We start from the raw sequence: 24279 nt of genomic DNA on the forward strand, positions 1-24279 counted from the left end.
CCCCCTGGGCTGCCGCTCCGAACGAAGCGGCAGCCGACCGTCCGCGCGTCAGTCCTTGAACGCGTCCTTGACCTTCTCGCCGGCCTGCTTCAGGTCTTCCTTGCTCTTCTCGGCCTGACCTTCCGCCTGCAGGTCCCGGTTGTCAGTCGCGTCGCCGACCATCGCCTTGGCCTTGCCCTTGGCGGCCTTGGCAGCGTGCTTCGCCTTGTCTCCGGCACTCATCCGCGATCACCCCTTCGTACTGCGATCCGTCGGACCTGCGGTACCCGCGGGCAAGGCCTATATGCGTGCGTGCTCAGCGTGGCCGTGCACCGTCGGCTGGGTGTTCGACGAGTGCGACCACCCGGGCCGTGAGGAAGCGGGCGGTGCGGATCGGGGTGCCGGAGCGGGTGACCTCGGTGACCTCGGTGAGGTTGCGGGAACTGGTGATCTCGACGCGGCGGCCGGCCTTGGTGGCCGTGATCTCGTACGTCGCCACGCCGTTGCCCGTGTCGACCACGATCTCCACCCGATCACCTTTCACACTCTCCACATACCCGGTGCGGCGGCGGTCATTCGAAATGGGGGAGGATGGGACCCATGACGACCTCCAGCGACCGTCCGTCGTACAGCCCTGACGCCGAGGTGGTGGAGCTGTGCGGTGAGCTGATCCGGATCGACACCACGAACTACGGCAACGGCAAGAGCAACGGCGAGCGGGTCGCGGCCGAGTACGTCGCAGCGAAGCTGGACGAGGTCGGGATCGAGTCGACGATCTACGAGTCCGAGCCGGGCCGCGCGACGCTGGTCGCGCAGTGGGACGGCGAGGACCAGAATGCGGACCCACTGCTGGTCCACGGGCACCTGGACGTCGTACCCGCCGACCCGAAGGACTGGAAGGTCGACCCGTTCGCGGGAGAGATCTTCGACGGCTGCGTGTGGGGCCGTGGCGCGGTCGACATGAAGGACTTCGACGCGATGGTGCTGTCGGTCGTACGGGCCCGCCAGCGGGCCGGGGTGAAACCGCGGCGGCCCGTGCGGCTGGTGTTCACGGCCGACGAAGAGGCCGGCGGTGTGTACGGCGCGCAGTGGCTGATCAACAACCACCCGGACACGATCGCCGACTGCACCGAGGCGATCGGCGAGGTCGGCGGGTTCTCGATCACGGTCAAGGACGACCTGCGGCTGTACCTGATCGAGACCGCCGAGAAGGGCATGAACTGGATGCGGCTCAAGGCCCGCGGTACGGCGGGACACGGGTCGATGGTGAACACCGACAACGCGGTCACCAACCTGGTCGAGGCGGTCACCCGGATCGGCTCACACGAATGGCCGCTGCGGGTCACGCCGACGGTGCGCGAGTTCCTGAAGACGCTCGAGGACGTGCTCGGTACGGAGCTCGACCCGGACGACATGACGACCACGCTGGCCAAGCTCGGCAGCTTCAGCCGGATGTTCGGGGCAACGATCCGCAACACCGCGAACCCGACGATGCTGAACGCCGGCTACAAGGTGAACGTGATCCCGGGCGACGCCGAGGCGCATGTCGACGGGCGCTTCCTTCCCGGGTACGAGGACGAGTTCTACGCGACCATCGACGAGCTGATCGGCGACAAGGTGCAGCGGGAGACCGTGGTCACGGACATCGCGCTGGAGACCGAGTTCAGCGGCGGGCTCGTCGAGGCGATGAAGGCGTGCGTACAGGCCGAGGACGCACAGGCCCGGTTCGCTCCGCTGCTGATGTCGGGCGGTACGGACGCCAAGTCGTGGAGCCGGTTGGGCGTACGGTGCTTCGGGTTCGTGCCGTTGCAGCTGCCGCCGGAGCTGGACTTCATGGGGATGTTCCACGGGATCGACGAGCGGGTGCCGACGGCGTCGCTGGAGTTCGGGTCGCGGGTGCTGGATCGGTTCCTGTCTCAGGCCTGACGGTCTCAGGTTTGGCGGAGGATTCGCGGTACGGCGAGCAGGCCGGAGTTCAAGTAGTCGGCCGCATGCTCGATGTGCTGCAGGTCGAAGCGGCGGCCGTACTGCTTGGTGACTTCAGCCGCCGTGTCCAGCAGGTGCTGGTCGGCGGACAGGGCATTGGCGGCGGTGTTGTGTACGACGATCCGCAGCTCGTTGCTGCCCGGTCGCGCGGCGTCGGTGAGCTCGACCTCGTACGGCGGCGCCCAGAGCGAACCGCAGTGCGTGTCGTTGAGGTAGACGTCCGCGGCCACACCGACCGGCGGGGTGATGAGGGCACGGTACGAGTTGCCCGGTAGGTACGGCTCGCTGTCCGGCGCGACAGGTTCACCCGGGCCGAGGTCGAGGACGATACGGCCGGTGGTGTCGGTGAGCTCCAGCTCGGTGCGGTAGGTGGCGGACCCGGAGTACGTCGCCAGCGCCGGCTCGTCCTCCCAGCGGTGCGGGAGCTCGACGGGTCGAACGTCGTTGCCAAAAGCAACCGTCCAGCTCTCCGGCTGCGCGGCGACGGACCGGCCGCCGGAAGACGTCTCCTCACCATCGACGGGGCCGACGAGGACGGCCGACTGATAGGGGTGAAGCGTCGTCGTGAGGCCGACCGAGGTCTCGGCCGAGTGCGGATCCCAACGCTCCATGGGCCGGGCGAAGGTGAGTGTGCGGACCTCGGTGGCGGTGTTGGCCACGAAGTAGAAGTCCCCGTCGTCGAGGCGCCGGCGTACGACGCCGACGTCGGTCACCGGAGCGAACGGTGCGGTCGGCAACTGACCGGCGAGCTCCGCGAGGTCCGTGACGACCACACCGCCCACCGCGCGAACCGCGTCGAGCCAGCGGCGCGTGTCGTCAGGGACCGTGGTCCCGTCCGGTACGACGATCAGCCCGACGTCGGCCGGCTTCAGGACCGTGATCGCGTCGTCGTCGACCAGATCGAAGTCGAGGCCGGCCTCGCGGATCGTCCGCGGGATCTCCTCCGGTATCAGTCGCCGAACGACGCGGTACAAGTTGAGCGGCTCGGGGCCGCCGGCGACGTACGCGTCCGAGGCCGGGATGTAGATCTTGACCGGGCGGACCGGCATACCTTGCTGCAACACCCACGACAGACGGTGGAGGGACCTGAACAAGGAGGTTGCCGTCGGCCACCAAGGGTTGCGGTCGTCCAGGGCTCCGGACGCGTAGAAGATCCAGCCGAGACCGGGCCCGTCGGTGGGTGAGTACGGCCAGCCGTGGCCGATGAGCTGGTTGACGCCGGAGAGGAAGTGTTCGTGGGCCTCACCCTGCAGGTCGAGCGGTGTCGCGCGGAACGACGGCGAATGGACCCACGTCCAGACTTCTGCCGACACCACGGACCGGCCGTAGATGCTCGCCGCGGACGACGCCCAGCGTGTCTCCGGGATCCCCTTCCAGGCCCAGCCCTCGCCCTCGAAGATGTCCGCGTGCCGGTAGCTGCTCATCGTCGCCGGCGGTTCGCCGTAGCTCTGGATCCGGAACGGTACGCCGTACCCGGCCGCCCACTCCCGGAACACCTTCAGGAAGTTGTCCTCGTACAACTCCGACAACGTCCGCCCGAAGTCGATCCGCAACTCCCGCGCGCCCGGAACGTCCACCAGCAACTGGTAGAGCCGCGGTCGCAGGTCGTACCCGCGCCGCTCGAGGAACTCGGAGAAGATCGCCGGCGTCCAGTCCCCGCCGTACACCTCGAGGGAGTCGCAGAAGACCGACCCGAGCAGCTCCGGCCCGGCGGCCTTCACCAACGGCTCAGCCACGCAGCGGATGTGCTCGAGGGTGGCCGCCTCCGAGTAGTGATCGAGGGTGTGCCCCTCAGCTCCGACAGCGGTCCGCTTGACCTGCTGCCCGGTCACCCGCGACATGGCGATCACTACCTCACGCGGCTGCCCGCCCGCCGGTACGTGGATCACCCCGTCGCTCACCGGTACCTCGACGTACGACGAAGGCGCGTTGCCGTCGCCGACGTACGCCGCCACGAACTCGTCGCCGGGCCAGCCCGGAGCAATCGGTACGTCGTACGCGGCCGCCCCGATCTCCCGCCGGTCCCAGTGCAGCTTCCGCGCCGCGAACTCCGGCCCGATGTGCGGACCCCCGTACGACCACCCGCTCCCGAGCGTCACGTCGAACCGCAACCCGAGTGACTTCGCGGTCCGCGCCGCGTGGCCGACCAGCTCGAGGAACTCCGGCGAACCGAACGGCGCTGTCACCGGCCCCATCGGGTACACGAACGCGACCTCCGCCCCGCCGAGTCCCGCGGCGGCCATCGCGTTCAGCTCGCGGTCGATCTCGTCTCGCTCGATGGACGGCCCGAACCACCACCAGCGCATCATCGGCCGCCCCTCGGGCGGCGGGTTCCGGAACTGTCGCCGGACGTCGTCGACGGTCGCCATACCGTCAACCCCACAGCGGCGGGCGCCGGGCGTCAACGAGGATGACCACTACCGGTCAGGTTGTTTCCCCGCGAGTTCGCTGCACGGGTTCGGCGCACCCGCCGACACCCATACTGAGCGGATGACACTGCAGAGCGACCGCCGGACTCGACCGGGCCGCACCATCGCCGGCAGCGTGTGGCGTACCGTCGTCGTCCTGGCGGCCGCGGCGTGCGCGATCGCCGCCGCCGGGTGGCTGGGATCGCACCTCGTCGGCTACGACGATCGCCTGGCGATGGTTCCTGCCGTGCCGGCAGCGTTCGCGATCGGCATCCTGACCGTCGGGTACCTGCGTGCCCGGATCGGCTTCATCGCCGTTCCGGTGCTGGGCACGTTGTTCGCCGCACTGGGCGGAGCGGTCCTGCTGCACAGCCACAGTGGCCGGCCAGGTTCGACCCTGTCGACGTACGAGGAAGTGCTGTTCGCCATCGGCATCGCCGCAGTGCTGGTGTCCATCCTGGTGGCAGCCATCGACGGACACCGTCGCCCACGTGATTCGGCCGGCACCCCGAGCTGATCACGCCACGGCCCCGAGCGAGCTACCGGTCAGATCTGGTCACCCCTGACGCCAGCAAGTACTGCCCGGCGGCGTACGTCGCCATCGTCAGCGCGCCGCGCCCCGGAAAGTCGCGGCCCGACATCCGCAGCGCGATCAGCGCGTCGGACACCAGGAAGAGCGCACCGCCGGCCCCACTGCGCGCGTTGTGCCACCGCGACGCCACCGCGGTTGCCGTCAGCAACAACGCGTAGACCGCGACCGGTACCCGCTGGCCACCGAGGCCGGGGGAGAGGACCGCGATCAACGCCGCCGACAGCGCCGAGTACGCCGCCAGTACGCGCCACGACCGCTGCGCCGGATCGGCCAGGAACACCGCGAGATAACACGCATGCGCCGCCGCGAACGCCGCCATCCCGGCGTACTGCAGATCCGTCTCCAGCAGCAGGTCACCCGCCGCCGACGCGAGCAACGCAGCCTGCAACAGCGGCGGCGCGTCCTGCGTCCTGGACCACTGCCACAGCAACGGCATCAACGTCACCTTGCTGGCCTGCTTCAGGATCCCGACGTCAAAGGCAACCGCGGCAACCTGCACCACCGTCGCACCCCAAAACCCCGCCAGCACCCGCTGCCCACGTGCCAACCGCCCCAGGTTCACACCCCGAGTCTGCCCTATCAAGCCCCCCGACGAGCCTTTGTTCACGACAAGTTCAACGTTGCGCGGAGGTGGGGGAGGTAGGACATGAGGGGCTCGGGTGGGGTCGGGGTCGTGACGACGGAGAGGGTCAGGCGGTAGCGGAACGGGGCCACGGTCAGGTGTTCGCCGGGGCGGAGTTCGGTGGCGAGTGCGGTGCGCGGGACCAGGGCCAGGTGCGAACTGCGGCGAGCCATGGCGACAGTGGTGCTGAGGTTGACCCCGCGGCGCGGGATGGCGCCGAGGGCGACCAGCCGGGCGTGGATCTCGTCGAACCCGCGGTCGTATGTCGAGAACACGATCGGCCGGCGCTTCAGCGGCTCCCTGCCGCGGCCGGGTGGGCGAGCCCCGGACGGTACGAACAGTACGAGGTCGTCGTAGCCGACCCGGCGCGCGACGGTGCCGCGGGGCAGCGTCATCTGCTCGGCGATCGCGATGAAGGCGGCGTCCATCGTTCCTTCGGCGACGCGCTCGACCAGGAAGTGGCCGTGGTCGATCTGCTGCTCGATGTCGACGTCGGGGAGCGCGGTGTCCAGGACCGGGAACAGGATCGGTGCGAGGCCGCCGAACGTGCCGATCATCAGGCGCTGACCGGCCGCGGCCGCGCGGGTCGCGTCGTACACCTCCTCGAGGTGCCGCAGGATGTGGTCGGCACGGCGGCTGAGCTCGGCGCCGGCGGGGGTGGCGCGAGCGCCGCGGGTGTCGCGTTCGAAGAGCTTGGTACCGCACGTCCGTTCCAGCCTGCTCAGGCGTTGCGACGCCGACGGCTGCGAGATGCGCAGTTCGCGGGCGGCGGTGGCGACGGCGCCGGTGCGGCTGATCGCCTGTACGAGTCGCAGGTCCTCGACCGATGGTAATGAGGCCATAGGTTCAGCCTATGGCAACCACGCAACGGTCGCCGGGTACCCGGGGCGTTCGGGTTCGCCAAGAATCGAAGGCATGAGAGCCCGGACCGAAGCGATCGCGTTGCTGACCGGCGGGGGAGTGGCGGACTTCGCGCTCCGGTTCACCCAGGTCGCGCTGCCGCTGGTGATCCTGCGGGAGACCGGGTCGGTGGCCGCGACCGGGCTGGTGAGCGGCGTCGCCGGCATACCGATGTTGCTGTCGCCGTGGTGGGCGCGGAGGGCACGTCAATGGGTGGACTCGGGGCCGCGGCTGGCGGTGGTCGCGGCGATCTCCGCGCTCGCGCTCGCCGCCGTGCCGGCATCTGCCGAGCTGGGTCTGCTAACACCGGAAGTACTCGTCCTGAGCGGATTGCTCCTCGGCTTCGGCGACGCATTGTCGAGTCCAGGACGATCCGCCCTCCTGGCCGATACCGGTGACCGCTGGCGCGAGGGCAAGGCTGTCGTACTGCTGACCTGGCAGGACGGCTTGCGGCGCGTCGGGATGCTGCTCGGTCCGTCCACGGCTGCGTTCGCGGTGTCGACCGGACTCACCAACGGGTTGTTGTGGATCGAAGCGGCCGCCGTACTCGTAGCCGGGCTGCTCGCCTGCACTGTGCGGGCCGAGCGTGCTCCTGAAGCGTCCGCGACCCCGTCCATCCGCGCGAGTCTCAAGGGCCGCTCTGATGTGTTCTACGGCTGGATCGTCCGTGGTACGGGCTGTGTGATGTGGTTCGCTTTCACGCTCGGCCTGTCGATCATCGGCGAGCAGCGCGGGCGTCCTGGGGTGTACCTGGCCGCGGGCATGACCGGGTACGGCATCGGCTCGCTGCTCGGAGCAGCGGTGTCGCTCGCGATCATCCGCCGGACCAAGCCGGTGCCGTTGGCATCGATCGCGTGGGCCGGCGGCGGCCTGTGCTTCGTCGGCATGGGACTGTGGACCACGCCATCGGCGATCGCGGTGCTCGGCGCGGGCGCCGGTCTGACCGTGGCGATCGGGATCGCGGCGATCTCGTTGCTGATCACGCGGGAGTCGTCCGGGGCCGAGCGGCGGGCACTGCTATCGGGGCAGACGGTGGTGGTGAACGCGGGCAGCTCCGCGGGCATGCTGTCCGGCGGTCCGATCATCGCCACGTTCGGCGCCGAACACACCCTGATCGGTGCCGGGCTCGTCACCGCAATCGTGTCGCTGCTGGTGCTGTTGGCCTGCCAGACTGCACCCCATGCCCGAGATCGTGATCACCACGCTGGCCGAACGGCCTGAGTACCTGGAGCGGATGTACGACTTCTCCGACGCCTGGCCGAAGTTCATGCACAACGACCCGATCGGGAACGCGTTCATGAGCCAGGTCCCGGTGCACTTCCCGGACCAGTGCGTGGTCGCGACCGAGGACGGTGAACTGGTCGCGCACGGCCGCAGCATCCCGTTCGTGTTCCCGGACGAGAACCGCACCGACCTTCCCACCGGCGGCTGGGACCGCGTCCTGCACTGGGGCTTCTACGATCTGCGCAACGGCCGTACGACGAACGTCTCGAGCGCGCTGGAGATCCTGATCCGGCCGACCCACCTCGGTCGCGGCCTCTCCCACGAGATGCTCGCCGCGATGCGCCAGGCCGTACAGGCGAAGGGCCACACCGCGCTCTACGCCCCGGTCCGCCCGAACGGGAAGACGGACGCCCACCAGCCGATGACGGAGTACGTCGACCAGCTCCGGCCCGACGGGCTGCCTCAGGACCCGTGGCTCCGGGTCCACGTGAAGGCCGGCGGCAAGATCGTCCAGGTCGCACCGCGCTCGATGGTGATCGCCGGCACGCTCGACGAGTGGCGCGAGTGGACCGGCCTCCCGTTCGACCGCACCGGCGCCGTCGTCGTACCGAAGGCGCTCGTTCCGGTCCACGTCGACGTCGTGCACAACCATGCCGTCTACGTGGAACCGAACGTGTGGGTCAGGCACGACCTCTAACGCGCGAGCCGCCCGAGTAGCGCCGAGGCGGCGCAGATGCCGGCGAAGGCGGCCACGATCAGGACGGTGAAGTCGAGCCAGTACGTCGTCGGCTGGCCAATCAGGAGCCCGCGCAGTGCGCTCACCTCGTACGTCAGTGGGTTGACATGGGAGACCGCGCGCAGCCAACCCGGCATCAGCGAGACGGGATACAGCGCGTTCGACGCGAAGAACAGCGGCATCGTGATCGCTTGGCCGATGCCCATCAGGCGGTCGCGGCGCAGGACCAGGCCCGCGATCGTCATCGACAGGCACGAGAAGAACGCCGCGCCGAGGACGACCACGACCAGGACCGCGAGCAGCTTCAGCGGGTTCCACGTCAGGCTGACGCCCAGCAAAGCGGCGACGATCAGTACGACGATGGCCTGCGCGATCGTCCGTACTCCGGCCGCGAACGCCTTGCCCGCGACCAGGGCGGACCGCGGCGACGGGGTGACCAGGAGCTTGGTGAGGATGCCTGCGTCACGTTCCCAGATGATCTGGATGCCGTAGAAGATCGCGACGAACAACGCCGACTGCGCGATGATCCCGGGCGCCAGGTAGTCGAGGTACGGCACGTTGCCGGTCGGGATCGCCCGGATCCGGCTGAACGTCTGGCCGAAGATCACCAGCCACAACACCGGCTGGATCGCCCGCGTAATCAGCTCGGTCCGGTCGTGCCGCAGCTTCTGCAACTCGACCAGGCAGAATATGCCGATCCGCGAGATCAGCCGAAGCGGTCGCGACTCACCCCAGACGCTGGGCCGTACGACGGGTGCCACGGACATCGCGCAGACCTCCCTTCGCGGAAGCCTCAAGGCTCTCGCCGGTGTAATGGCGGAACACGTCCTCCAGGCTTGCGTCGGGTCGCAGCTCGGCCTTCAGCTCCGCCGGCGTACCCACCGCCCGTAGCTGCCCCAGGTGCATCAGGGCGACCCGGTCGCAGAGGATGTCGGCCTCTTCCATGTAGTGCGTGGTCAGCAGCACGGTCATCCCGTACCGCTCCTGCATCTCCTGCACCCGCGCCCAGACCGAGTCTCGCGCGACCGGGTCGAGCCCGACCGTCGGCTCATCGAGGACGAGCAGCGCGGGCCGGTTCACCAGCGCCTGCGCGAGCTCGAGCCGGCGCACCATGCCGCCCGAGTACGTCGAGGCGAGCCGGTCGGCCGCGTCGGTCAGGTCGACGAGCTCCAGTACCTCGGCCACCCGCGCGGCTCGTTCCCGCCGCGGTACGTCGAACAGCCGCGCGAACCACGACACGTTCTCCCGACCGGACAGCGCGCCCTCGATGGACAGCTGCTGCGGTACGTACCCGAGCATCCGCCGTACCGCCATGGCATCGGCCTTCACGTCCAGCCCGAACACGCGAACCGAACCCGACTGCGGCCGATACAGCGTGTTGAGAACGCGCAAGGTGGTCGTCTTGCCGGCACCGTTCGGACCGAGCAGCCCGAAACACTCACCGGGGTCGACGGTCAGGTCGAAGTTGTCGACCGCGAGCTGATCGCCGAACCGGTGACTCAACCCGCTCACGTCGACAGCAGGCTCCGCAGTCATACGGGATCCTTCTGCTCTTCGGGATGGAGGCGTTCCGCCAGGACGGCGAGTACCGGTAGCGCGGCCCGCAGCGCGTCACGGTCCGTGGGGGAGAGGTCGTCGAGCGCGCGGGTGACCAGAGCGGTACGGCGGTCGCGCCAGGCCTCGACCTGTTCGCGGGCCGGGTCGGTCAGGGTCAGCCGGGCGACGCGGCGGTCGGTCTGGTCGGGGGTCCGTTGCAGCAGACCGCGTTCGGTCAGCTGGCCGACCAGGGTGGAGACCGTGTTGGCGACCAGCCCGAGCTCGGCCGCGGCCTCGGCGACCGAGATGCCCGGATTGCGCCGGACGGTCCGGATCAGCTCGCCCTGCGAGTCGGTCAACGCCCCCTCGGGGAACGGCCGGCCGACGGATCGTCGCAGATGCCGGCGAACCAGCCCGATCGCGGCCAGCAGATCTTCGGTCAGCGCCTCACTCATATCCGAAGAATACCTCTGCCGCAGAGATATTGCGCCGGCAGAACCCCAACTAATCGGGGTAGTTCGCGGCGCGGGAGCAGCCGAGCATCGAGGCATGAGCACAACAGAGAGCAACAAAGCCGTCGTCAAGGACTTCATCGACGAGCTGTTCAGCAAAGGCGACCTCGGAGCCGTGGACACGTACCTGGCCGAGGACTTCGTCGCACACAACCCACCCGGATTCGGCGCCACGCCGGACCGCGAGGGTTTCCGGCACGCAGGCACAGTGATCCGGGCCGCTTTCCCGGACTGGCACAGCGAGCTGCACGAGCTGATCGCCGAGGACGACCTGGTCGTCGAGCGGTTCACGGCGAGCGGCACCCACCGCGGCGAGGTGATGGGCGTCGCGCCCACCGGTAAGACGGTGACGATGCCCGGTATCAACATCTTCCGCCTCCGCGACGGCCTGATCGTCGAGCGCTGGGGACAGCTCGACGAGCTCGGTCTGCTCCGGCAACTCGGCGTCGTACCGGCGTAGCATTCGAACCATGGGGGCGGATCGCCTGGACGTGCTGATCCAGCACTGTTACGCAGGGCTGGACGCCGATCAACTGCGGGCCGACGTGCTCACCCGGCTGCGACGGCTGCTGACGGTCGACGTGGCGTTCTTCGCGACGGTCGACCCAGGCACCGTGCTCTTCACCTCGGCGGTCGCCGACGAACCGCTCGGCGCGATCACCGAGCAGTTCATCGCGAACGAGTTCGGGCAGGACGACGTGAACAAGTTCGCCGTACTCGCGGGTGGGCCCGAGCCGGTGCGGTCGCTCGGGCAGGCCACCCGCGGAGACTGGCGGGCGAGTCCGCGGTACGTCGAACTGATGCGGCCGCTCGGCCTCGGCGACGAACTGCGCGCGGCGCTGATGTCGAACGGACGCTGCTGGGGCGTCCTCTGTCTGCACCGGGAGACCGCCGAAGCGGGCTTCGCCGAGCAGGAGATCCAGCTCGTACGGCGCCTCGCGCCGCACCTCGGTGAAGGCCTGCGCCGAGGTCTGCGGGAACGCCCGGCAGACGCCGGGCGGACTGTGGCTGACGAACCGGGGTCCGGGGCAGGCGGCGGGCCGCAGATCGGGCCTGGGGTCGCCGTGCTCGATGCGAGTCTCCGGCTGGAGTCGGTGAATGCCGAAGCGGTGTCCTGGCTCGACGAGCTGGGGCCGGCGGTGGACCTGCCGGTTGCGGTGCGGGCCGTGGCCGCCCGGACGCAGATCGACGGTACAACCACGAGGCTGAAGCTGCGGACACGGCGCGGTGTGTGGCTCCAGTTGCAGGCCTCCAGGCTCGGCGGCAACGGGCAGACGGTGGTCGTCATCGAGCCGGTGACGCCCGCTCAGCTCGGCTCGTTGCTGCTCGACCTGCACGGACTGACGCCGGCCCAGCAGCGGGTGACCGAACTGGTGCTCCGCGGCTACTCGACCCGGCAGATCGTCGAGCAGCTCTGCCTCTCACCGCACACCGTGCAGGAGCACGTACGGGCGGCGTTCGACAAGGTCGGCGTGGGAAGCCGGCGCGAACTGGTGAGCGTCCTGCTCAGAGGGTCCGCATCACCCGGATGATCCGGCGCCGCAACCACACGCGGCGGGAACCGTCGGGATAACGCCGCAGCCGGGTGAGCTCCCAGCCGCCGTACTCGGCGTGTTCGGTGAGCAGTTTGCGCACCGCGCCGCGCGACTCCGTCCTGGACACCTCGAACTGCTGCAGTTCGTATTCGGCCATCCGCACCTCCAACTTCAGGAAACGTCCTCCAGAGCCGCGACGATGGCGGGCGGCAATGTGAGCTCCTCCACACCGAGCACCGGCTTCAATTGCAGCGCAGTCCGGGCCCCGACGATCGCCGCCGACACGCCGGGCCGGTCCCGCACCCAGGTGAGTGCCACCTCGAGCGGGGTCCAGCCGAGCCCGTCGGCGGCGCGCGCGACCGCTTCCACGATGCCCGATGAGCGGGCGTCGAGATAGGGGTCGACGAACCTGGACAGATGCTGAGACGCCGCGCGCGAGTCCGCGGGGATCCCGGTGCGGTACTTGCCGGTCAGCACGCCGCGGCCGAGCGGGGACCAGGCGATGATGCCGATCCCGAGCCCGGCGGCGGCCCGGATCGCGTCCACCTCGGCGTCCCGGGCGAGCAGCGAGTACTCCACCTGGTTGGCGACCGGGACCGCGCGGCCCGGCCAGGCCTGCTGCCAGGTGACGGCCCGGGCGGCCTTCCAGCCGGCGTAGTTCGAGATGCCGACGTACCGCACCTTGCCGGAGCTGACCGCGTGGTCGAGCGCCGACAGCGTCTCCTCCAGCGGTACGTCGTCGGACCAGGTGTGCAGCTGCCAGAGGTCGATGTAGTCGGTGTTCAGCCGGCGCAGTGAACCGTCCAGGTCGCGGAGCAGCGCGCCCCGCGAGGTGTCGGTGATCCGCTCGCCCCGGCGCACGCTGAAGCCGGCCTTGGTCGCAATCACCACGTCGTCGCGGTCCACCACGTCACCGAGCAGCGACCCGATCAGCTCCTCGCTGTCACCGTCGCCGTACGCTGCGGCGGTGTCGATCAGCGTGCCGCCGGCGGACACGAACGCGGCCAGCTGCTCGCGCGCCTCGTGCTCGTCGGTGTCCCGGCCCCACGACATCGTGCCCAGGCCGAGCCTGCTCACCGCGAGTCCACTGTGACCGAGATAGCGCTGTTGCATACCCCGAGCCTATTGCGGGCCACCGACAACCTCTCGCTAGGCTCGCCAGTCATGCGACTCGGACTCAACATCGGCTTCGTCTACGGCGGCGACGACCATCTGGACCACCTGAGGCTGGTGAAGGAGGCCGAGGCACTCGGTTTCGCGGTCACCTGGGCCGCGGAGGCGTACGGCTCGGACGCCGCGACCCTGCTCAGCTGGATCGCCGCCCAGACCACCACGATCGACGTCGGCGCGGCGGTCTTCCAGATCCCGGCCCGGACTCCGGCGATGACCGCGATGACCGCTGCCACCCTCGACCGGCTGTCGAACGGCCGGTTCCGGCTCGGTCTCGGCGTGTCCGGGCCGCAGGTCTCGGAGGGCTGGCACGGCGTACGGTTCTCTCAGCCTCTGCTCAGGACCCGTGAGTACGTTGACATCGTGAACGCGGCCCTCCGGCGTGAGACGGTCGCGTACGAGGGGAAGTACTTCACGCTGCCGCTGCCCGACGGTCCGGGCAAGGCGCTCAAACTGACCGTGCGGCCGATCCGCGACCACGTACCGGTGTACCTGGCGGCGGTCGGCCCGAAGAACCTCGAGCTGGCCGGCGAGATCGCCGACGGCTGGCTCGGGATCCTCAACGACCCCGGCTTCCTTGGAGAGCAGTTGACGCACATCAGGACGGGCCGCGCGGTTCGTGAGAAGGACCTCGACGGCTTCGACGTCGTCGTGACCACCCCGCTGATGACCGGGGAGGACATCCAGGCGGCCGCGGACCCGATCCGTGGGTACGCCGCCCTGTACGTCGGTGGCATGGGCAGCCGGGAGAAGAACTTCTACAACGCGCTCGCGGTCCGGATGGGCTACGCCGACGAGGCCAAGGAGATCCAGGACCTGTACCTGGACAAGAAGCACCGCGAGGCGATGGCCGCCGTACCGTTCGGCTTCCTCGACTCGATCTCGCTGCTCGGCGGCAAGGAGCGGATCGCCGAGAAGCTCACCGCGTACGCCGAGGCGGGTGCGACCACCGTCGCGCTGACGCCGTTCGCGTCGACGCTCGAGCAGCGGATCGCCGACCTGCGGACCGCCGCGGAGGCGCTGGAGCTGTCCGGGGTCGGTCACTGATGACGATCTGGGACTCCATCATCCTCGGCATCGTCGAGGGCCTGACCGAATTCCTGCCGGTGTCCAGTACCGGGCATCTGACCATCGTGTCGAAGATGCTCGGGCTGAAGATCGACGATCCGTCGATCACCGGGTTCACCGCGGTGATCCAGGTCGGCGCGATCATCGCGGTCGTCCTGTACTTCTGGAAGGACATCGTCCGGATCATCGGCGCCTGGGTGAGCGGCCTCGCGAAGCCGGAGCGGCGCGACGAGTTCGACTACCGGATGGGCTGGTACGTGATCGTCGGCTCGCTGCCGATCGGCATCGTCGGCTTCCTCGCCAAGGACCTGATCTCCGGCCCGCTGCGCAGCCTGTGGTGGGTGGCCGGCGCGCTGATCGTCTGGTCGGCCGTGATGGTCGCGGCCGAACGCCTGAGCAGCAAGGCGCGGCCGCTGACCCGGATCACGTTCCTGGACTCGCTGGTGATGGGCCTGGTCCAGTGCCTGGCGCTGATCCCGGGGGTGTCCCGGTCCGGGGCGACGATCTCGGCCGGCCTGTTCCGCGGCCTCGACCGGGTCGCCGCGACCAGGGTCTCGTTCCTGTTCGGCATCCCGGCGCTGGCCGGAGCGGGGGTCTACGAGTTGAAGGACGCCCTCAGCGGCACCGTCGGCGCGGTGCCGCTGCTCGTGGGCACCGTCGTCAGCTTCGTCGTCGCGTACGCCTCGATCGCCTGGCTGCTCCGCTTCGTCGCCAAGCACTCGATCGAGCTGTTCGCGTTCTACCGCGTACTGCTCGGCATCGTCCTGCTGATCCTGCTGTCGACCAGCACGATCACCGCCACCTGAGGACGTACGACCCGACGCGGGTCCCGAGGAGGAAACCTGCCCGATGGTCGACGCGGGTGTGGACGCCGGCGTAGATGCGGCTCAGCCCGGCCTCGACAGCGGCGTCGTGGAAGGTCCGGAACGATCGGGTCACACCGGGCAGCGTCGGTGAGGTGACGGTGAAGTCGACGTTGCCGTACAGCGTCGTCAGTACTTCGGCCGCGGCCGCGCTGAGGGCGCTGTGCGCTCCCGGGTACGACGGATCGGCGGGAGTCGCGGCGAGCGGTGTCCACGCCGGATCCGCCGTGGTCAGCCGATTCCGATCGGTGTCGGCGAGGCGGATCGCGGTGATCGGCCGCCAGAGCCGGTACGTGTACTTGGCGTCGTACAGCGCGATCGTGGAGTCGGCGAGGGCGAGGTCCAGCAGGGCGAGGGTCCGGGCCGATGCCTCGGTGCCGCTGCGCCGGGAGAGCAGGACCTGGTCGGCGATCTCGTTCCAGTAGTTCTGGATCGGCGCCGACCAGAACGTGCCGATCGTGGTCTGCTCGGCGGTCCGGGTACTGCTGTGGTCCCTGCCCAGACTCTTCACCTCGTTGAACGCGGTGGCGTACGCCCGGCTCGACAGGGCGGGTGGCGGACCGGGCCGGAACTGGTCAGCGCTGCGCAGCACGAAGGGGGTGACCGCGCCCCAGTGCGTGAAGACCGGTGTGGTGAAGCCGGGCGGGGTCGGCCGGAAGTCGCCCGGCCGTCCGGTGGTCACGTACTCCGGTGGCGTCGCGGCGGAGCCGTCACCCGCACGGGCCGCGAGGACGCCGGCGGCAGCCCGCGCGCCGTCCCGCACTCCCGCGTCCCGCGCATGGTGGGACGGGATATCGGCGAGATCGTCGGCGAGTTGCCGGTCGAGCCCGTCCGCGGAGGCGGGGAACATCGCGGTCAGGACGTCGTGCGCGGCCTGCGCGGCGGCGGCGCGCTGCTCGGACGTACGCCGTACTCCGATGACGTGGCTGGACGAGCTGACCGCCTCGTACACCGCCTTGCTCATGATCGCGAAGTCGCGCGTCGGCTGTACGGTCGCGGGTTGGGCGCCGGGGGTCCGTACGAGCGACAACAGGGTGCGGTTCCACTCCACGATCACGTTGGTCCGGGTAGTTGCCTTGGGCACCGATGCGTGCGCGGTGAGTGCGGTCGCGCCGAGGGCGGCCGCTGTCAGCGCCGCGGTCAGCGCCCGGCGGCGGCCCAGAACGGGAAGGTAGTTGGACATGACGAGGCTCCAGTCGTTCGAGGTGGCTTCGAGGTGGCTTCGAGGTGGCTTCGAGGTGGCTTCGAGGTGGCTTCGAGGTGGCGTGGTCAGAGTTCGGTGTCTTCGGCAACGGTGATCGCGGACGGTTCCGGCGCGGTGCCGCGTGCTCGCAGTTGCCAGGTCGCGATGGCAAGCACGAGCGTTTCGGTCGTGAGGGCGGCGATGCCGAGCGTGCAGCTCCAGTTGCCGATCTCGAGGCTGTCGGTCGGCAGGCCGGTCGTACGGCTCAGCAGGTACGCCGCGAGCGCACCGGCGGCGAGCAGGCCGACCGGACCCCAGACCCGCGGGCTGGGTACGGCGATCAGCGCTGCGGCGGCGATCACGGCAGTGGCGATGAGGGCGATGAACGCGTAGCCGACGAGTTTGTTCTCCGCGAGTTGATCCCCGAGCTCGAGGACGTGGACGACGGCGATCGCTCCGAGCAGGACGGCGGCGGTGGCACGGGCGAGGCGTTCGCCCGTTAGGTGGCGGGATTTCGTACTGGTGTTGTTCATGGGTGGCTCCCGGGGTGGTCAGGCGGCGAGTGAAGGGTGCAGTTGCCGGCGCAGCCGGCCGAGGGCGTAGTGCAGCCTGGAGCGGGCGGTCCCGGGTGGAACTCCGAGCTGCTCGGCCGCGACGTGCATCGGGCAGCCGAGGAAGAACGTGGCGACGACGATCTGGCGATGTTGCGGCGACAGGCCGCGGAGTGCCTCGACGAGGACCCGCCGGTCCATCAGCTGGTCGAAACCGCCGTCGGCGAACGGCTCCTGGTCGTAGCTGTCCGCCGCGAACTGCGGGCGTACGCCGGCCGAGCGGGCCGCGTCGATGAGCAGCCGCCGGGCGACCTGGAAGAGCCAGTGCCGGACCGGCCGGTCGTCCTCGAGCAGCCGGGGGAGATGACGCCAGGCGCGCAGGAACGTCTCCTGGACGATGTCCTCGGCGCGCCCACGATCGCCGGTGAAACGCTCCGCGAAGCCGAGCAGGGCCTTCGCGTGGTCGGCGTACAGGAGTGCCAGTGCGTGGTCGGCGGCGGCGCCGTCCATCATGGGTGGCGGATCGTTCCGCCGGGGTTCGATCGGCATGGCTACTAACACGCTTAGTAGATCGGATCCGTTCAGTGCTGCGGCGGATTGAACGTTTCGTGGTCGCGGTGCGTGTTAGCCCGCAGGACGACTCTCGGAAGGAGTGTTGCTCGTGGCCGCATCCCGACGGTTGCGTCCGTTCGGCGAGCTCGAAGCGGCGATCATGGAGCGGCTCTGGGAGGCGGGTGCGGAGCGGTCCGTCCGGGAGGTCGTGGATGCGCTGCAGACGCGCCGGCCACTCGCCTATACGACCGTGATGACCGTGCTGGACAACCTGTTCCGCAAGGGCTGGGTGACCCGCGAGCGGGACGGGCGGGCCTGGCGGTATCTGGCCGCGGTGAGCCGCCAGGAGTACGCCGCCGCGCTCATGAACGACGCGCTCGCCGGCACCAGCGACCGCGCCGGAGCGCTCGCGAAGTTCGCCGAGGAGATCGACGCCGAGGACGCCGAAGTACTGTCACGAGCCCTAGCCGAAGCCCTCGCCCACCGCCGCCGGGAGACAGGACGGTGACCGTCGGTGCGGTGTTGCTGTTCTATGCGCTGGGCCTGGGTGTCGGGGGTGGGTCGTTGTGCCGGCGAAGCGGGTGGCTGGAACGCGCTCCACGGCTCGGAGTGGCTCTGCTGTTGTCAGTGGCCTGGTCGGTGCCGGTGGCGCTGCTCCTTGCTGGGTTGACGATCGCGGTTCCGCACACTGCTCTGTCGAGTGGTGTCAGCGAGCTGCTCGGAGCCTGCATCATTCGGATCCGCTCGGCCTACAGCACCCCCGGCGGCACCGTGGTCGCAGTCGCCGGCCTCTGCCTGTCGGCAGTCATCGTCGTCCGTGCAAGCTGGGTAACCGGTCAGGTCGTCCAGCTCCGCCGTACGGAGCGTCGCAAACAGCAGGCACTGATCGCCGTCGCCGGCCGGCGGACACCGGCCTGGCCGGCGGTGATCGTAGACGACCCCCGACCCGCCGCCTACAGCCTGTCCGGCCGCACCGGCCGCACCGGCCGCACCGGCCGGACGAGCCGGATCGGCCGGACCGGTCGGGCTGGTCGGGCTGACCGGCTAGGCATCGTTGTCCTGACCAGCGGGCTTCTTGCGGCGCTTACGCGGGCACAGGTTGCTGCCGTGGTCGCTCATGAGCGGGCGCATGTGCGGTGCAGGCATCATAGTCTGCTGGCGAGTGCCGCGGTGGTTGCGGGCATGCTGCCGGCACTGCCGCTGATGCGCGAGCTGCTATCGGTGGTACGGCGGCTGATCGAGATGCAGGCCGACGACGTCGCCGCTCGTACGCACGCGCGGGAGACCATCGCGACAGCGCTGTTCACAGTCGCGACCGGACAACCGGCCGGCAGCGTGCCGATCGCCCCGGCGAGCGCGCTGGCCGCCGGGGACTCCGACGCGGTCGCGCGGGTCCGGCGGCTGCTACTTCCACCCGCAACGCTCAGCCGGCGGGGCCGCGGCGCGGTTCGGGCCGGTATCGCCGCCGCGCTCCTGGTCCCCGTACTGACCGCGTTCGCCCCGGCCGCCGTCGCCGCGAACCGCCCACCGGTCGCCACCGCCCAAACGGCAGCCCCGGCCCTCCACGCAGACGGCAGCTCCGGCCCACCGGGCTGACGTGGGTCAGAGCCAGCCGACCTTGCGGAAGAAGCGGTACATGGTGATGCAGACGAGGGCCATCACGATCAGGATCGCGTAGTAGCCGAAGTGCCAGCGGAGTTCGGGCATGTTGTCGAAGTTCATGCCGTAGATGCCGGCCAGCATCGTCGGTACGGCGGCGATCGCGACCCAGGCGGAGATCTTCCGCATGTCGTCGTTCTGCTGGACCGAGACGCGCGCGAGGTGCGCGTTCAGGGCGGACGTGAGCAGGGTGTCGATCGCCTCGGCCTGGTCGGACACCCGGCTCAGGTGGTCGGCGACGTCCCGGAAGAACGGGCTTGCCTTCGGGCCGAGACCGGCCACGCCGTGCGCGAACTGTTCCATCGGTTCGCGCAGCGGGTCGATCGCTCGGCGCATCTCCAGCACCTCGCGCTTCAGCCGGTAGATCCGCTCCGCGTCGCTGGTCCGCTCGGGGGAGAACACCGAACTCTCGATCTCGTCCACGTCCACGTCGACCTGTTCCGCGACCGTCTCGTAGTCGTCGACGATCGCGTCGCAGATCGCCCACAGCACCGCGGCCGGGCCGTGTCCCAGCATCGACGCCCGCTCCTCCAGCTCGTGCCGGGTGGTCGCCAGCTCGCCACCTTCACCGTGCCGCACGGTCACGACGTACCGCTGTCCGATGAACGCGGTCACCTGCCCGGTCTCGACCGCGTCGCCCTCGTCGACGTACCAGAGGGTGCGCAGTACGACGAGGATGGTGTCGCCGAACCGCTCGACCTTCGGGCGCTGGTGGATCTGCAGCGCGTCCTCGACCGCGAGGTCGTGCAGCCCGAACAGCCGCTGGACCCGCTCCATCTCGGCGTCCGACGGGTCGTGCAGGCCGATCCAGCCGAAGCTCTCGTGGTCGTCGTCGATGGCATGGGCAACGGTCTCCGGGTCCTTGGGCAGCTGCTGCCGCTCCCCGCCGGCGTACACCCCGCAGTCCACGATCACCCGACCATGATGACACTGGTATGCCGCACCGCTTGGTGAGACCCGCTAACGTGCAGTCCATGCCCACGGTGATTCTGGTCCGCCACGGCCGTAGCTCCGCGAACACTTCCGGCACGCTGGCCGGCCGTACGCCCGGCGTGAAACTCGACGACACCGGCGTCAAGCAGGCTGCGGCGGTCGCCGAGCGACTGGCCGGGCTACCGCTGGCCGCGATCGTCACGTCGCCGCTGGAGCGTTGCAAGCAGACCGCGGCCGCGATCGCGAAGCCGCACGACGGGTTGCGTCCGGCAACGGATCGCCGGCTGACCGAGTGCGGGTACGGCGACTGGACCGGGAAGAAGATCGCGACGCTGGCGAAGGACCCGTTGTGGACCGTCGTACAGCAGCACCCTTCGGCGGTGACGTTCCCCGGCGGCGAGTCGATGCGGGCGATGCAGCAACGAGCTGTCGACGCCGTACGGGCGCACGACGCGGAGCTGGCGAAGAGCCACGGTGACAGCGCGATCTGGGTGGCCGTCTCGCATGGCGACGTGATCAAGGCGATCGTCGCGGACGCGCTTGGTCAGCACCTGGACACGTTCCAGCGGATCGTCGTGGACACCGCGTCGACCACGATCATCACGTACACCGCGACCCGTCCGTTCCTGGTCCGGCTGAACGACTCCGGCAGCGAGCTGGCCTCGCTCGTCCCTAAGCCGTCAGCGAAAGCGAAGCCGAAGAAGCAGTCCTCGGACGCGGTCGTCGGCGGACGGTAATAGGGTCATAGGTATGGCGCGAGTTGTGCACTCCTACGACGACCCCGAGCGGTTCGTCGCCGGTACCGTCGGGGAACCAGGTGCGAGGACGTTCTTCCTGCAGGCCCGGGCCGGGCACCGGCTGACCTCGGTGGCGTGCGAGAAGGAACAGGTGATGGCGCTCGCGGAGCGGCTCGACGTGATGCTGGACGAGGTCGCCCGGCGGTTCGACCGCGACCCGGTGACCCAGACCGGCGCTGACGACACCGCCCCGCTGGAGCAGCCGATCGAGGAGGAGTTCCGGGCCGGCACCATGACGCTGGCCTGGGAGGCCGACGCCGAGCGGGTGGTGATCGAGGTGTTCGCGGTGGTCGCCGTCGACCCGGCCGAGCTCGAGGAGGAGCCCGACCCGGTCACTGCGGCGATGGAATCCGACGACGCTGAGGTGTTCGTGGTCCGGATCACCGAGGAGCAGGCACGGGCCTTTGCCCGCCGCGCGGTCGCGCTGGTGGCGTCGGGCCGGCCGAGCTGCCCGTTCTGCGGCCGGCCGATCGACGCGGACGGCCACATCTGTCCCCGGGCCAACGGCTACCGCAGGCACCTGCCCGAATGACGATCGACCCCGAGCTCCTCGCCCTGGGAGAGCTGTCGCTGCACGGCCGCCTGGTCGCGGCCTCGAACGGTACGTACCAGGGCTCGGTGAGCCTGTCCGGTGCGACCGCCACCGTTGTCTACAAGCCGGTCGAGGGCGAGCGTCCGCTGTGGGACTTCCCTGACGGCACACTCGCGCAGCGGGAGTTCGCGGCGTACGTCGTGTCCGAGGCGCTCGGGTGGCACGTCGTACCGCCGACCCTGCTCCGCGACGGTCCCCTCGGCGTCGGCATGGTCCAGCTGTGGATCGACGAGGCCGAGCTCGGGCCGGGGGAGACCGAGCTGGTCGACATCGTCCCGCAAGGGCGCGTACCGAAGGGCTGGGTCGGCGTACTCGAGGCGCTCGACGGGCGGCACAACCCGGTGACCCTGGTGCACGCGGACAACGAAGCGTTGCGGCGGATGGCGGTGTTCGATGCCGTGGTCAACAATGCCGACCGCAAGGGCGGCCACGTACTGAACCCGGGCGACGGACGCGTGTACGGAGTCGACCACGGCGTCACGTTCAACGCCGACGACAAGCTCCGTACGGTCCTGTGGGGCTGGGCCGGCGACCCGATCCCGGCCGAGCTGCTGGCCGACGTACGGCGGTTGGCGGACGAGCTGGCCGGCGCGCTCGGGCAGCAACTGTGCGAGCTGATCACCACGGTCGAGCTGACCGCGACCAGGGAACGCTGCGCGACGCTGCTCAAGACCGGGACCTTCCCGTACCCGAGCGACGACTGGCCGGCCATTCCCTGGCCCGCGTTCTGAGCCTTGGGTTTCTTTCTAAGCCTTGGGTGTTTCTAGGCCTTGGGTTGCACGCTGACGTCGGCGAGCCGGCCGAGTTCGTCCAAGGATGCGACGACGGCGCTGCCGTTGGCCGCAGTACCGCGGATCGAGTCCGGGCCCTCGTCGAACTGCAGGCCGAAGTGCTGGAAGTAGCCGCGGACGACCTGGCGGTGGTCGGACGGGAACACGCCGACCGCGGTCAGCAGCAGCCGCGGCGTGGCGATCGCGTCGAACCCGGCCTCGGGCAGCTGCTCGTCCGCGACGTGCAGGTACACGTGGCCGCGGCCCTCGTTGATCGCGGTCGACCAGACGCCGCGGCCGCCGAGCACCGTACCGGCCGTGATCGCGAGCATGGTCGCGGCCTGGGCCGGCTGCTCGAACCCGCTCAGGTCCGGGCTCTCGGCGGTGAACTCGGTGATCCCGTGCCGCTCGCCGAAGTCACGGATCGCGCCGGTCGGCACGACCGCGGGCGCGTCCGGCCCGAAGCCCGGGTTCGCCCATCCCCACAGCCAGGTCCCGTCGAGCTCGGAGAAGCTGCCGAGCAGCGTGATCCCGCCCAGCACGCCACGCTCGCTGCTCAGGGTCCGTTCGGTCAGGTCGGCCTGCAGCGAGTCCGCTCCGACGACCTCGTTGAACAGGTCCTGCTGCTGGATCGCGGCGGCGGCGATCCACGCGCCGTACGCGCGAAACTCGGAACTGAAGTCGGCAGTCATCGCCCGCGAGGCTATCCGTCCTGGGGGTGCACCGGGAACTGCGGACCACGGAATGGAACCGTGTCGCGTCATTGAAAAAGGGACTGGCATAAGCTCCGACACATGCAGGCGTGGACGAAACCAGACATCCCGGTCGTACCCGGGCCGGCCCGGCGGCTGCGCCTCTACGACACCGCGGCCCGCGGCCTGGTCGACGTGGAAGCCGGTGACGGGAAGACCGCCCGGATGTACGTGTGCGGCATCACGCCGTACGACGCGACGCACATGGGGCACGCGGCGACGTACGTCACGTTCGACCTGATCAACCGGCTGTGGCGGGACTCCGGGTACGACGTGGTCTACACGCAGAACATCACCGACGTCGACGACCCGCTGCTCGAGCGCGCGACCGCGACCGGGGTCGAGTGGACCGATCTGGCGGCCCAGGAGATCCAGCTGTTCCGCGACGACATGACCGCGCTGCGAGTGATTCCGCCGCAGCACTACATCGGGGTCGTCGAGTCGATCGACCTGGTCGCGTCAGCGGTCGAGGATCTGCGGCGGGTGGGTGCGGTGTACTCGGTCGACGGGGATCTGTACTTCGCGGTGAAGACCGATCCTGCTTTCGGTGGCGTGTCGGGGTACGACCGCGCGACGATGACCGAGCTGTTCGCCGAGCGTGGTGGGGATCCCGACCGCGAGGGCAAGCAGGATCCGCTGGACAGCCTGCTGTGGAGGCACGAGCGGCCCGGCGAGCCGGCGTGGGACTCGGCGCTCGGGCGCGGCCGGCCGGGGTGGCATGTGGAGTGCTCTGCGATCGCGCTGGAGTACCTGGGGATGACGTTCGACGTACAGGGCGGTGGGTCGGACCTGATCTTCCCGCACCACGAGATGTCGGCGAGCGGCGCGCAGGTGGCGACGGGAGAGCATCCGTTCGCGCGGGCGTACGTGCACCAGGCGATGGTCGGGCTGGACGGCGAGAAGATGTCGAAGTCCAAGGGCAACCTGGTACTCGTGTCGAAGGAGCGGCTCGGCGGCGCCGACCCGATGGCGATCCGGCTGGCGCTGCTCACCCACCACTACCGCACCGACTGGTTCTGGACATCGTCCGACCTCACCGACGCGCAGGCGCGGCTCGAGCGCTGGCGCACCGCGGTCGCCCGCCCGTCCGGGCCGGACGGCGCAGCTGCGGTAGACGCCGTACGCGCGGCCCTCACAAACGACCTGGACACCGTCTCAGCACTAGCAGCCGTGGACGCGTGGGCAGCAAGCGAAGGCGAAGATGCCGAAGCCCCCGCCCTGATAGCCCAGGCCTCTGATGCCTTGCTGGGCGTCAAGCTCTAGATGTGATGTCCAGGGAGGTTGTCCCGGTCGGTGGCGGTGAGTCTGTGTGACAGGTGAAGGCCTCCGGTTGTGAAGTGGAGCTGTCTAGTTCACCGC

General features: G+C 69.6%; 29 protein-coding genes. 14 read left to right on the forward strand and 15 right to left on the reverse strand.

The genetic code is table 11. From position 1 onward, the window contains the following. Window positions 1–48: 48 nt before the first annotated feature. Both ACZ5BU_RS25025 and ACZ5BU_RS25030 read right to left on the reverse strand, forming a co-directional pair. On the reverse strand, window positions 49–222 hold the full coding sequence (locus ACZ5BU_RS25025; RefSeq protein ID WP_465702611.1) for a CsbD family protein: 174 nt from the start codon (window positions 220–222) through the stop codon (window positions 49–51). A gap of 73 nt (window positions 223–295) precedes the next feature. Then, window positions 296–508 (reverse strand): hypothetical protein, encoded by a 213-nt coding sequence (locus tag ACZ5BU_RS25030; protein WP_465702613.1) that lies wholly within the window; start codon window positions 506–508, stop codon window positions 296–298. Between the two features lie 71 nt (window positions 509–579). Here ACZ5BU_RS25030 and ACZ5BU_RS25035 point away from each other — a divergent pair, with 71 nt between their 5' ends. Next, window positions 580–1905 (forward strand): M20/M25/M40 family metallo-hydrolase, encoded by a 1326-nt coding sequence (locus tag ACZ5BU_RS25035; protein WP_465702615.1) that lies wholly within the window; start codon window positions 580–582, stop codon window positions 1903–1905. A gap of 5 nt (window positions 1906–1910) precedes the next feature. Here ACZ5BU_RS25035 and ACZ5BU_RS25040 read toward each other — a convergent pair whose 3' ends face one another. Continuing rightward, window positions 1911–4334 carry a glycosyl hydrolase gene (locus ACZ5BU_RS25040; protein ID WP_465702617.1) on the reverse strand — a complete coding sequence of 808 codons (2424 nt, stop codon included), beginning with the start codon at window positions 4332–4334 and terminating at the stop codon, window positions 1911–1913. 121 nt (window positions 4335–4455) lie between these two features. Here ACZ5BU_RS25040 and ACZ5BU_RS25045 point away from each other — a divergent pair, with 121 nt between their 5' ends. Further along, on the forward strand, window positions 4456–4890 hold the full coding sequence (locus tag ACZ5BU_RS25045; RefSeq protein ID WP_465702619.1) for a hypothetical protein: 435 nt from the start codon (window positions 4456–4458) through the stop codon (window positions 4888–4890). 22 nt (window positions 4891–4912) lie between these two features. On the opposite strand, the gene ACZ5BU_RS25050 is transcribed toward ACZ5BU_RS25045, so the two are convergent. After that, complete coding sequence (locus ACZ5BU_RS25050) at window positions 4913–5467, reverse strand: lysoplasmalogenase (protein WP_465702621.1); 555 nt, start codon at window positions 5465–5467, stop codon at window positions 4913–4915. A gap of 101 nt (window positions 5468–5568) precedes the next feature. After that, window positions 5569–6429, reverse strand: coding sequence for a LysR family transcriptional regulator (locus ACZ5BU_RS25055; RefSeq protein ID WP_465702623.1), 861 nt, complete (start codon window positions 6427–6429; stop codon window positions 5569–5571). Between the two features lie 73 nt (window positions 6430–6502). On the opposite strand from ACZ5BU_RS25055, the gene ACZ5BU_RS25060 reads away from it, so the two are divergent. Together ACZ5BU_RS25060 and ACZ5BU_RS25065 are read left to right on the forward strand one after the other, a co-directional pair. After that, on the forward strand, window positions 6503–7708 hold the full coding sequence (locus ACZ5BU_RS25060) for an MFS transporter (RefSeq protein WP_465702625.1): 1206 nt from the start codon (window positions 6503–6505) through the stop codon (window positions 7706–7708). Next, window positions 7668–8408, forward strand: a complete 741-nt coding sequence (locus ACZ5BU_RS25065; protein WP_465702627.1) for an N-acetyltransferase — start codon at window positions 7668–7670, stop codon at window positions 8406–8408. The genes ACZ5BU_RS25060 and ACZ5BU_RS25065 overlap by 41 nt, the downstream gene beginning before the upstream one ends. Here ACZ5BU_RS25065 and ACZ5BU_RS25070 read toward each other — a convergent pair. The 3 genes from ACZ5BU_RS25070 to ACZ5BU_RS25080 are packed head-to-tail and all read right to left on the reverse strand — an operon-like array spanning window position 8405 to window position 10438. Continuing rightward, on the reverse strand, window positions 8405–9214 hold the full coding sequence (locus ACZ5BU_RS25070; RefSeq protein WP_465702629.1) for an ABC transporter permease: 810 nt from the start codon (window positions 9212–9214) through the stop codon (window positions 8405–8407). The genes ACZ5BU_RS25065 and ACZ5BU_RS25070 overlap by 4 nt on opposite strands. After that, window positions 9174–9983 (reverse strand): ABC transporter ATP-binding protein, encoded by an 810-nt coding sequence (locus ACZ5BU_RS25075; RefSeq protein ID WP_465702631.1) that lies wholly within the window; start codon window positions 9981–9983, stop codon window positions 9174–9176. The genes ACZ5BU_RS25070 and ACZ5BU_RS25075 overlap by 41 nt, the downstream gene beginning before the upstream one ends. Beyond that, entirely contained in the window at window positions 9980–10438 is a 459-nt protein-coding gene (locus ACZ5BU_RS25080; RefSeq protein ID WP_465702633.1) for a MarR family winged helix-turn-helix transcriptional regulator, read from the reverse strand. The genes ACZ5BU_RS25075 and ACZ5BU_RS25080 overlap by 4 nt, the downstream gene beginning before the upstream one ends. Before the next feature lie 94 nt (window positions 10439–10532). On the opposite strand from ACZ5BU_RS25080, the gene ACZ5BU_RS25085 reads away from it, so the two are divergent. Then, complete coding sequence (locus ACZ5BU_RS25085; protein ID WP_465702635.1) at window positions 10533–10955, forward strand: ester cyclase; 423 nt, start codon at window positions 10533–10535, stop codon at window positions 10953–10955. A gap of 10 nt (window positions 10956–10965) precedes the next feature. Beyond that, on the forward strand, window positions 10966–12027 hold the full coding sequence (locus ACZ5BU_RS25090; protein WP_465702637.1) for a LuxR C-terminal-related transcriptional regulator: 1062 nt from the start codon (window positions 10966–10968) through the stop codon (window positions 12025–12027). Here ACZ5BU_RS25090 and ACZ5BU_RS25095 read toward each other — a convergent pair. Both ACZ5BU_RS25095 and ACZ5BU_RS25100 read right to left on the reverse strand, forming a co-directional pair. Next, the gene (locus ACZ5BU_RS25095; RefSeq protein WP_465702639.1) at window positions 12002–12187 is read right to left on the reverse strand and encodes a DUF5703 family protein; all 186 of its coding nucleotides are present in this window, start codon (window positions 12185–12187) and stop codon (window positions 12002–12004) included. The genes ACZ5BU_RS25090 and ACZ5BU_RS25095 overlap by 26 nt on opposite strands. Before the next feature lie 14 nt (window positions 12188–12201). Then, window positions 12202–13143: an aldo/keto reductase gene (locus ACZ5BU_RS25100; protein WP_465702641.1), complete on the reverse strand. Its 942-nt coding sequence runs from the start codon at window positions 13141–13143 to the stop codon at window positions 12202–12204. A 51-nt stretch (window positions 13144–13194) separates the two neighbouring features. Here ACZ5BU_RS25100 and ACZ5BU_RS25105 point away from each other — a divergent pair, with 51 nt between their 5' ends. After that, window positions 13195–14247 carry an LLM class F420-dependent oxidoreductase gene (locus ACZ5BU_RS25105; RefSeq protein ID WP_465702643.1) on the forward strand — a complete coding sequence of 351 codons (1053 nt, stop codon included), beginning with the start codon at window positions 13195–13197 and terminating at the stop codon, window positions 14245–14247. After that, a complete protein-coding gene (locus ACZ5BU_RS25110) occupies window positions 14247–15074 on the forward strand; it encodes an undecaprenyl-diphosphate phosphatase (RefSeq protein ID WP_465702645.1) in 828 nt (275 codons plus the stop codon). Before ACZ5BU_RS25105 ends, ACZ5BU_RS25110 begins: the two co-directional genes overlap by 1 nt. On the opposite strand, the gene ACZ5BU_RS25115 is transcribed toward ACZ5BU_RS25110, so the two are convergent. The 3 genes from ACZ5BU_RS25115 to ACZ5BU_RS25125 all read right to left on the reverse strand — a co-directional run bounded on the left by ACZ5BU_RS25115 (window position 15061) and on the right by ACZ5BU_RS25125 (window position 17414). Further along, a complete protein-coding gene (locus ACZ5BU_RS25115; RefSeq protein WP_465702646.1) occupies window positions 15061–16314 on the reverse strand; it encodes a vanadium-dependent haloperoxidase in 1254 nt (417 codons plus the stop codon). The two genes, ACZ5BU_RS25110 and ACZ5BU_RS25115, sit on opposite strands and share 14 nt — an antisense overlap. Window positions 16315–16400: 86 nt before the next feature. After that, complete coding sequence (locus tag ACZ5BU_RS25120) at window positions 16401–16847, reverse strand: hypothetical protein (RefSeq protein WP_465702648.1); 447 nt, start codon at window positions 16845–16847, stop codon at window positions 16401–16403. 18 nt (window positions 16848–16865) lie between these two features. Further along, window positions 16866–17414: a sigma-70 family RNA polymerase sigma factor gene (locus ACZ5BU_RS25125; protein WP_465702650.1), complete on the reverse strand. Its 549-nt coding sequence runs from the start codon at window positions 17412–17414 to the stop codon at window positions 16866–16868. 112 nt (window positions 17415–17526) lie between these two features. On the opposite strand from ACZ5BU_RS25125, the gene ACZ5BU_RS25130 reads away from it, so the two are divergent. Then, window positions 17527–17925 carry a BlaI/MecI/CopY family transcriptional regulator gene (locus ACZ5BU_RS25130; protein WP_465702651.1) on the forward strand — a complete coding sequence of 133 codons (399 nt, stop codon included), beginning with the start codon at window positions 17527–17529 and terminating at the stop codon, window positions 17923–17925. Then, on the forward strand, window positions 17922–19013 hold the full coding sequence (locus ACZ5BU_RS25135; RefSeq protein WP_465702652.1) for a M56 family metallopeptidase: 1092 nt from the start codon (window positions 17922–17924) through the stop codon (window positions 19011–19013). The genes ACZ5BU_RS25130 and ACZ5BU_RS25135 overlap by 4 nt, the downstream gene beginning before the upstream one ends. Before the next feature lie 6 nt (window positions 19014–19019). Here ACZ5BU_RS25135 and corA read toward each other — a convergent pair whose 3' ends face one another. After that, the gene (gene corA / locus ACZ5BU_RS25140; RefSeq protein WP_465702654.1) at window positions 19020–19991 is read right to left on the reverse strand and encodes a magnesium/cobalt transporter CorA; all 972 of its coding nucleotides are present in this window, start codon (window positions 19989–19991) and stop codon (window positions 19020–19022) included. A gap of 59 nt (window positions 19992–20050) precedes the next feature. Here corA and ACZ5BU_RS25145 point away from each other — a divergent pair, with 59 nt between their 5' ends. The 3 genes from ACZ5BU_RS25145 to ACZ5BU_RS25155 are packed head-to-tail and all read left to right on the forward strand — an operon-like array spanning window position 20051 to window position 22129. Next, the gene (locus tag ACZ5BU_RS25145; protein WP_465702656.1) at window positions 20051–20746 is read left to right on the forward strand and encodes a histidine phosphatase family protein; all 696 of its coding nucleotides are present in this window, start codon (window positions 20051–20053) and stop codon (window positions 20744–20746) included. Between the two features lie 13 nt (window positions 20747–20759). Beyond that, window positions 20760–21338, forward strand: a complete 579-nt coding sequence (locus ACZ5BU_RS25150) for a DUF3090 domain-containing protein (RefSeq protein ID WP_465702657.1) — start codon at window positions 20760–20762, stop codon at window positions 21336–21338. After that, window positions 21335–22129 (forward strand): SCO1664 family protein, encoded by a 795-nt coding sequence (locus tag ACZ5BU_RS25155; protein ID WP_465702659.1) that lies wholly within the window; start codon window positions 21335–21337, stop codon window positions 22127–22129. Before ACZ5BU_RS25150 ends, ACZ5BU_RS25155 begins: the two co-directional genes overlap by 4 nt. Window positions 22130–22161: 32 nt before the next feature. Here ACZ5BU_RS25155 and ACZ5BU_RS25160 read toward each other — a convergent pair whose 3' ends face one another. After that, window positions 22162–22860: a DUF6882 domain-containing protein gene (locus ACZ5BU_RS25160; RefSeq protein ID WP_465702661.1), complete on the reverse strand. Its 699-nt coding sequence runs from the start codon at window positions 22858–22860 to the stop codon at window positions 22162–22164. Window positions 22861–22962: 102 nt separating this feature from the next. On the opposite strand from ACZ5BU_RS25160, the gene mshC reads away from it, so the two are divergent. Then, window positions 22963–24183, forward strand: coding sequence for a cysteine--1-D-myo-inosityl 2-amino-2-deoxy-alpha-D-glucopyranoside ligase (gene mshC, locus ACZ5BU_RS25165; RefSeq protein ID WP_465702663.1), 1221 nt, complete (start codon window positions 22963–22965; stop codon window positions 24181–24183). Window positions 24184–24279 lie beyond the last annotated feature (96 nt).

The sequence above is a fragment of the Kribbella sp. NPDC031520 genome (genome assembly GCF_055580825.1).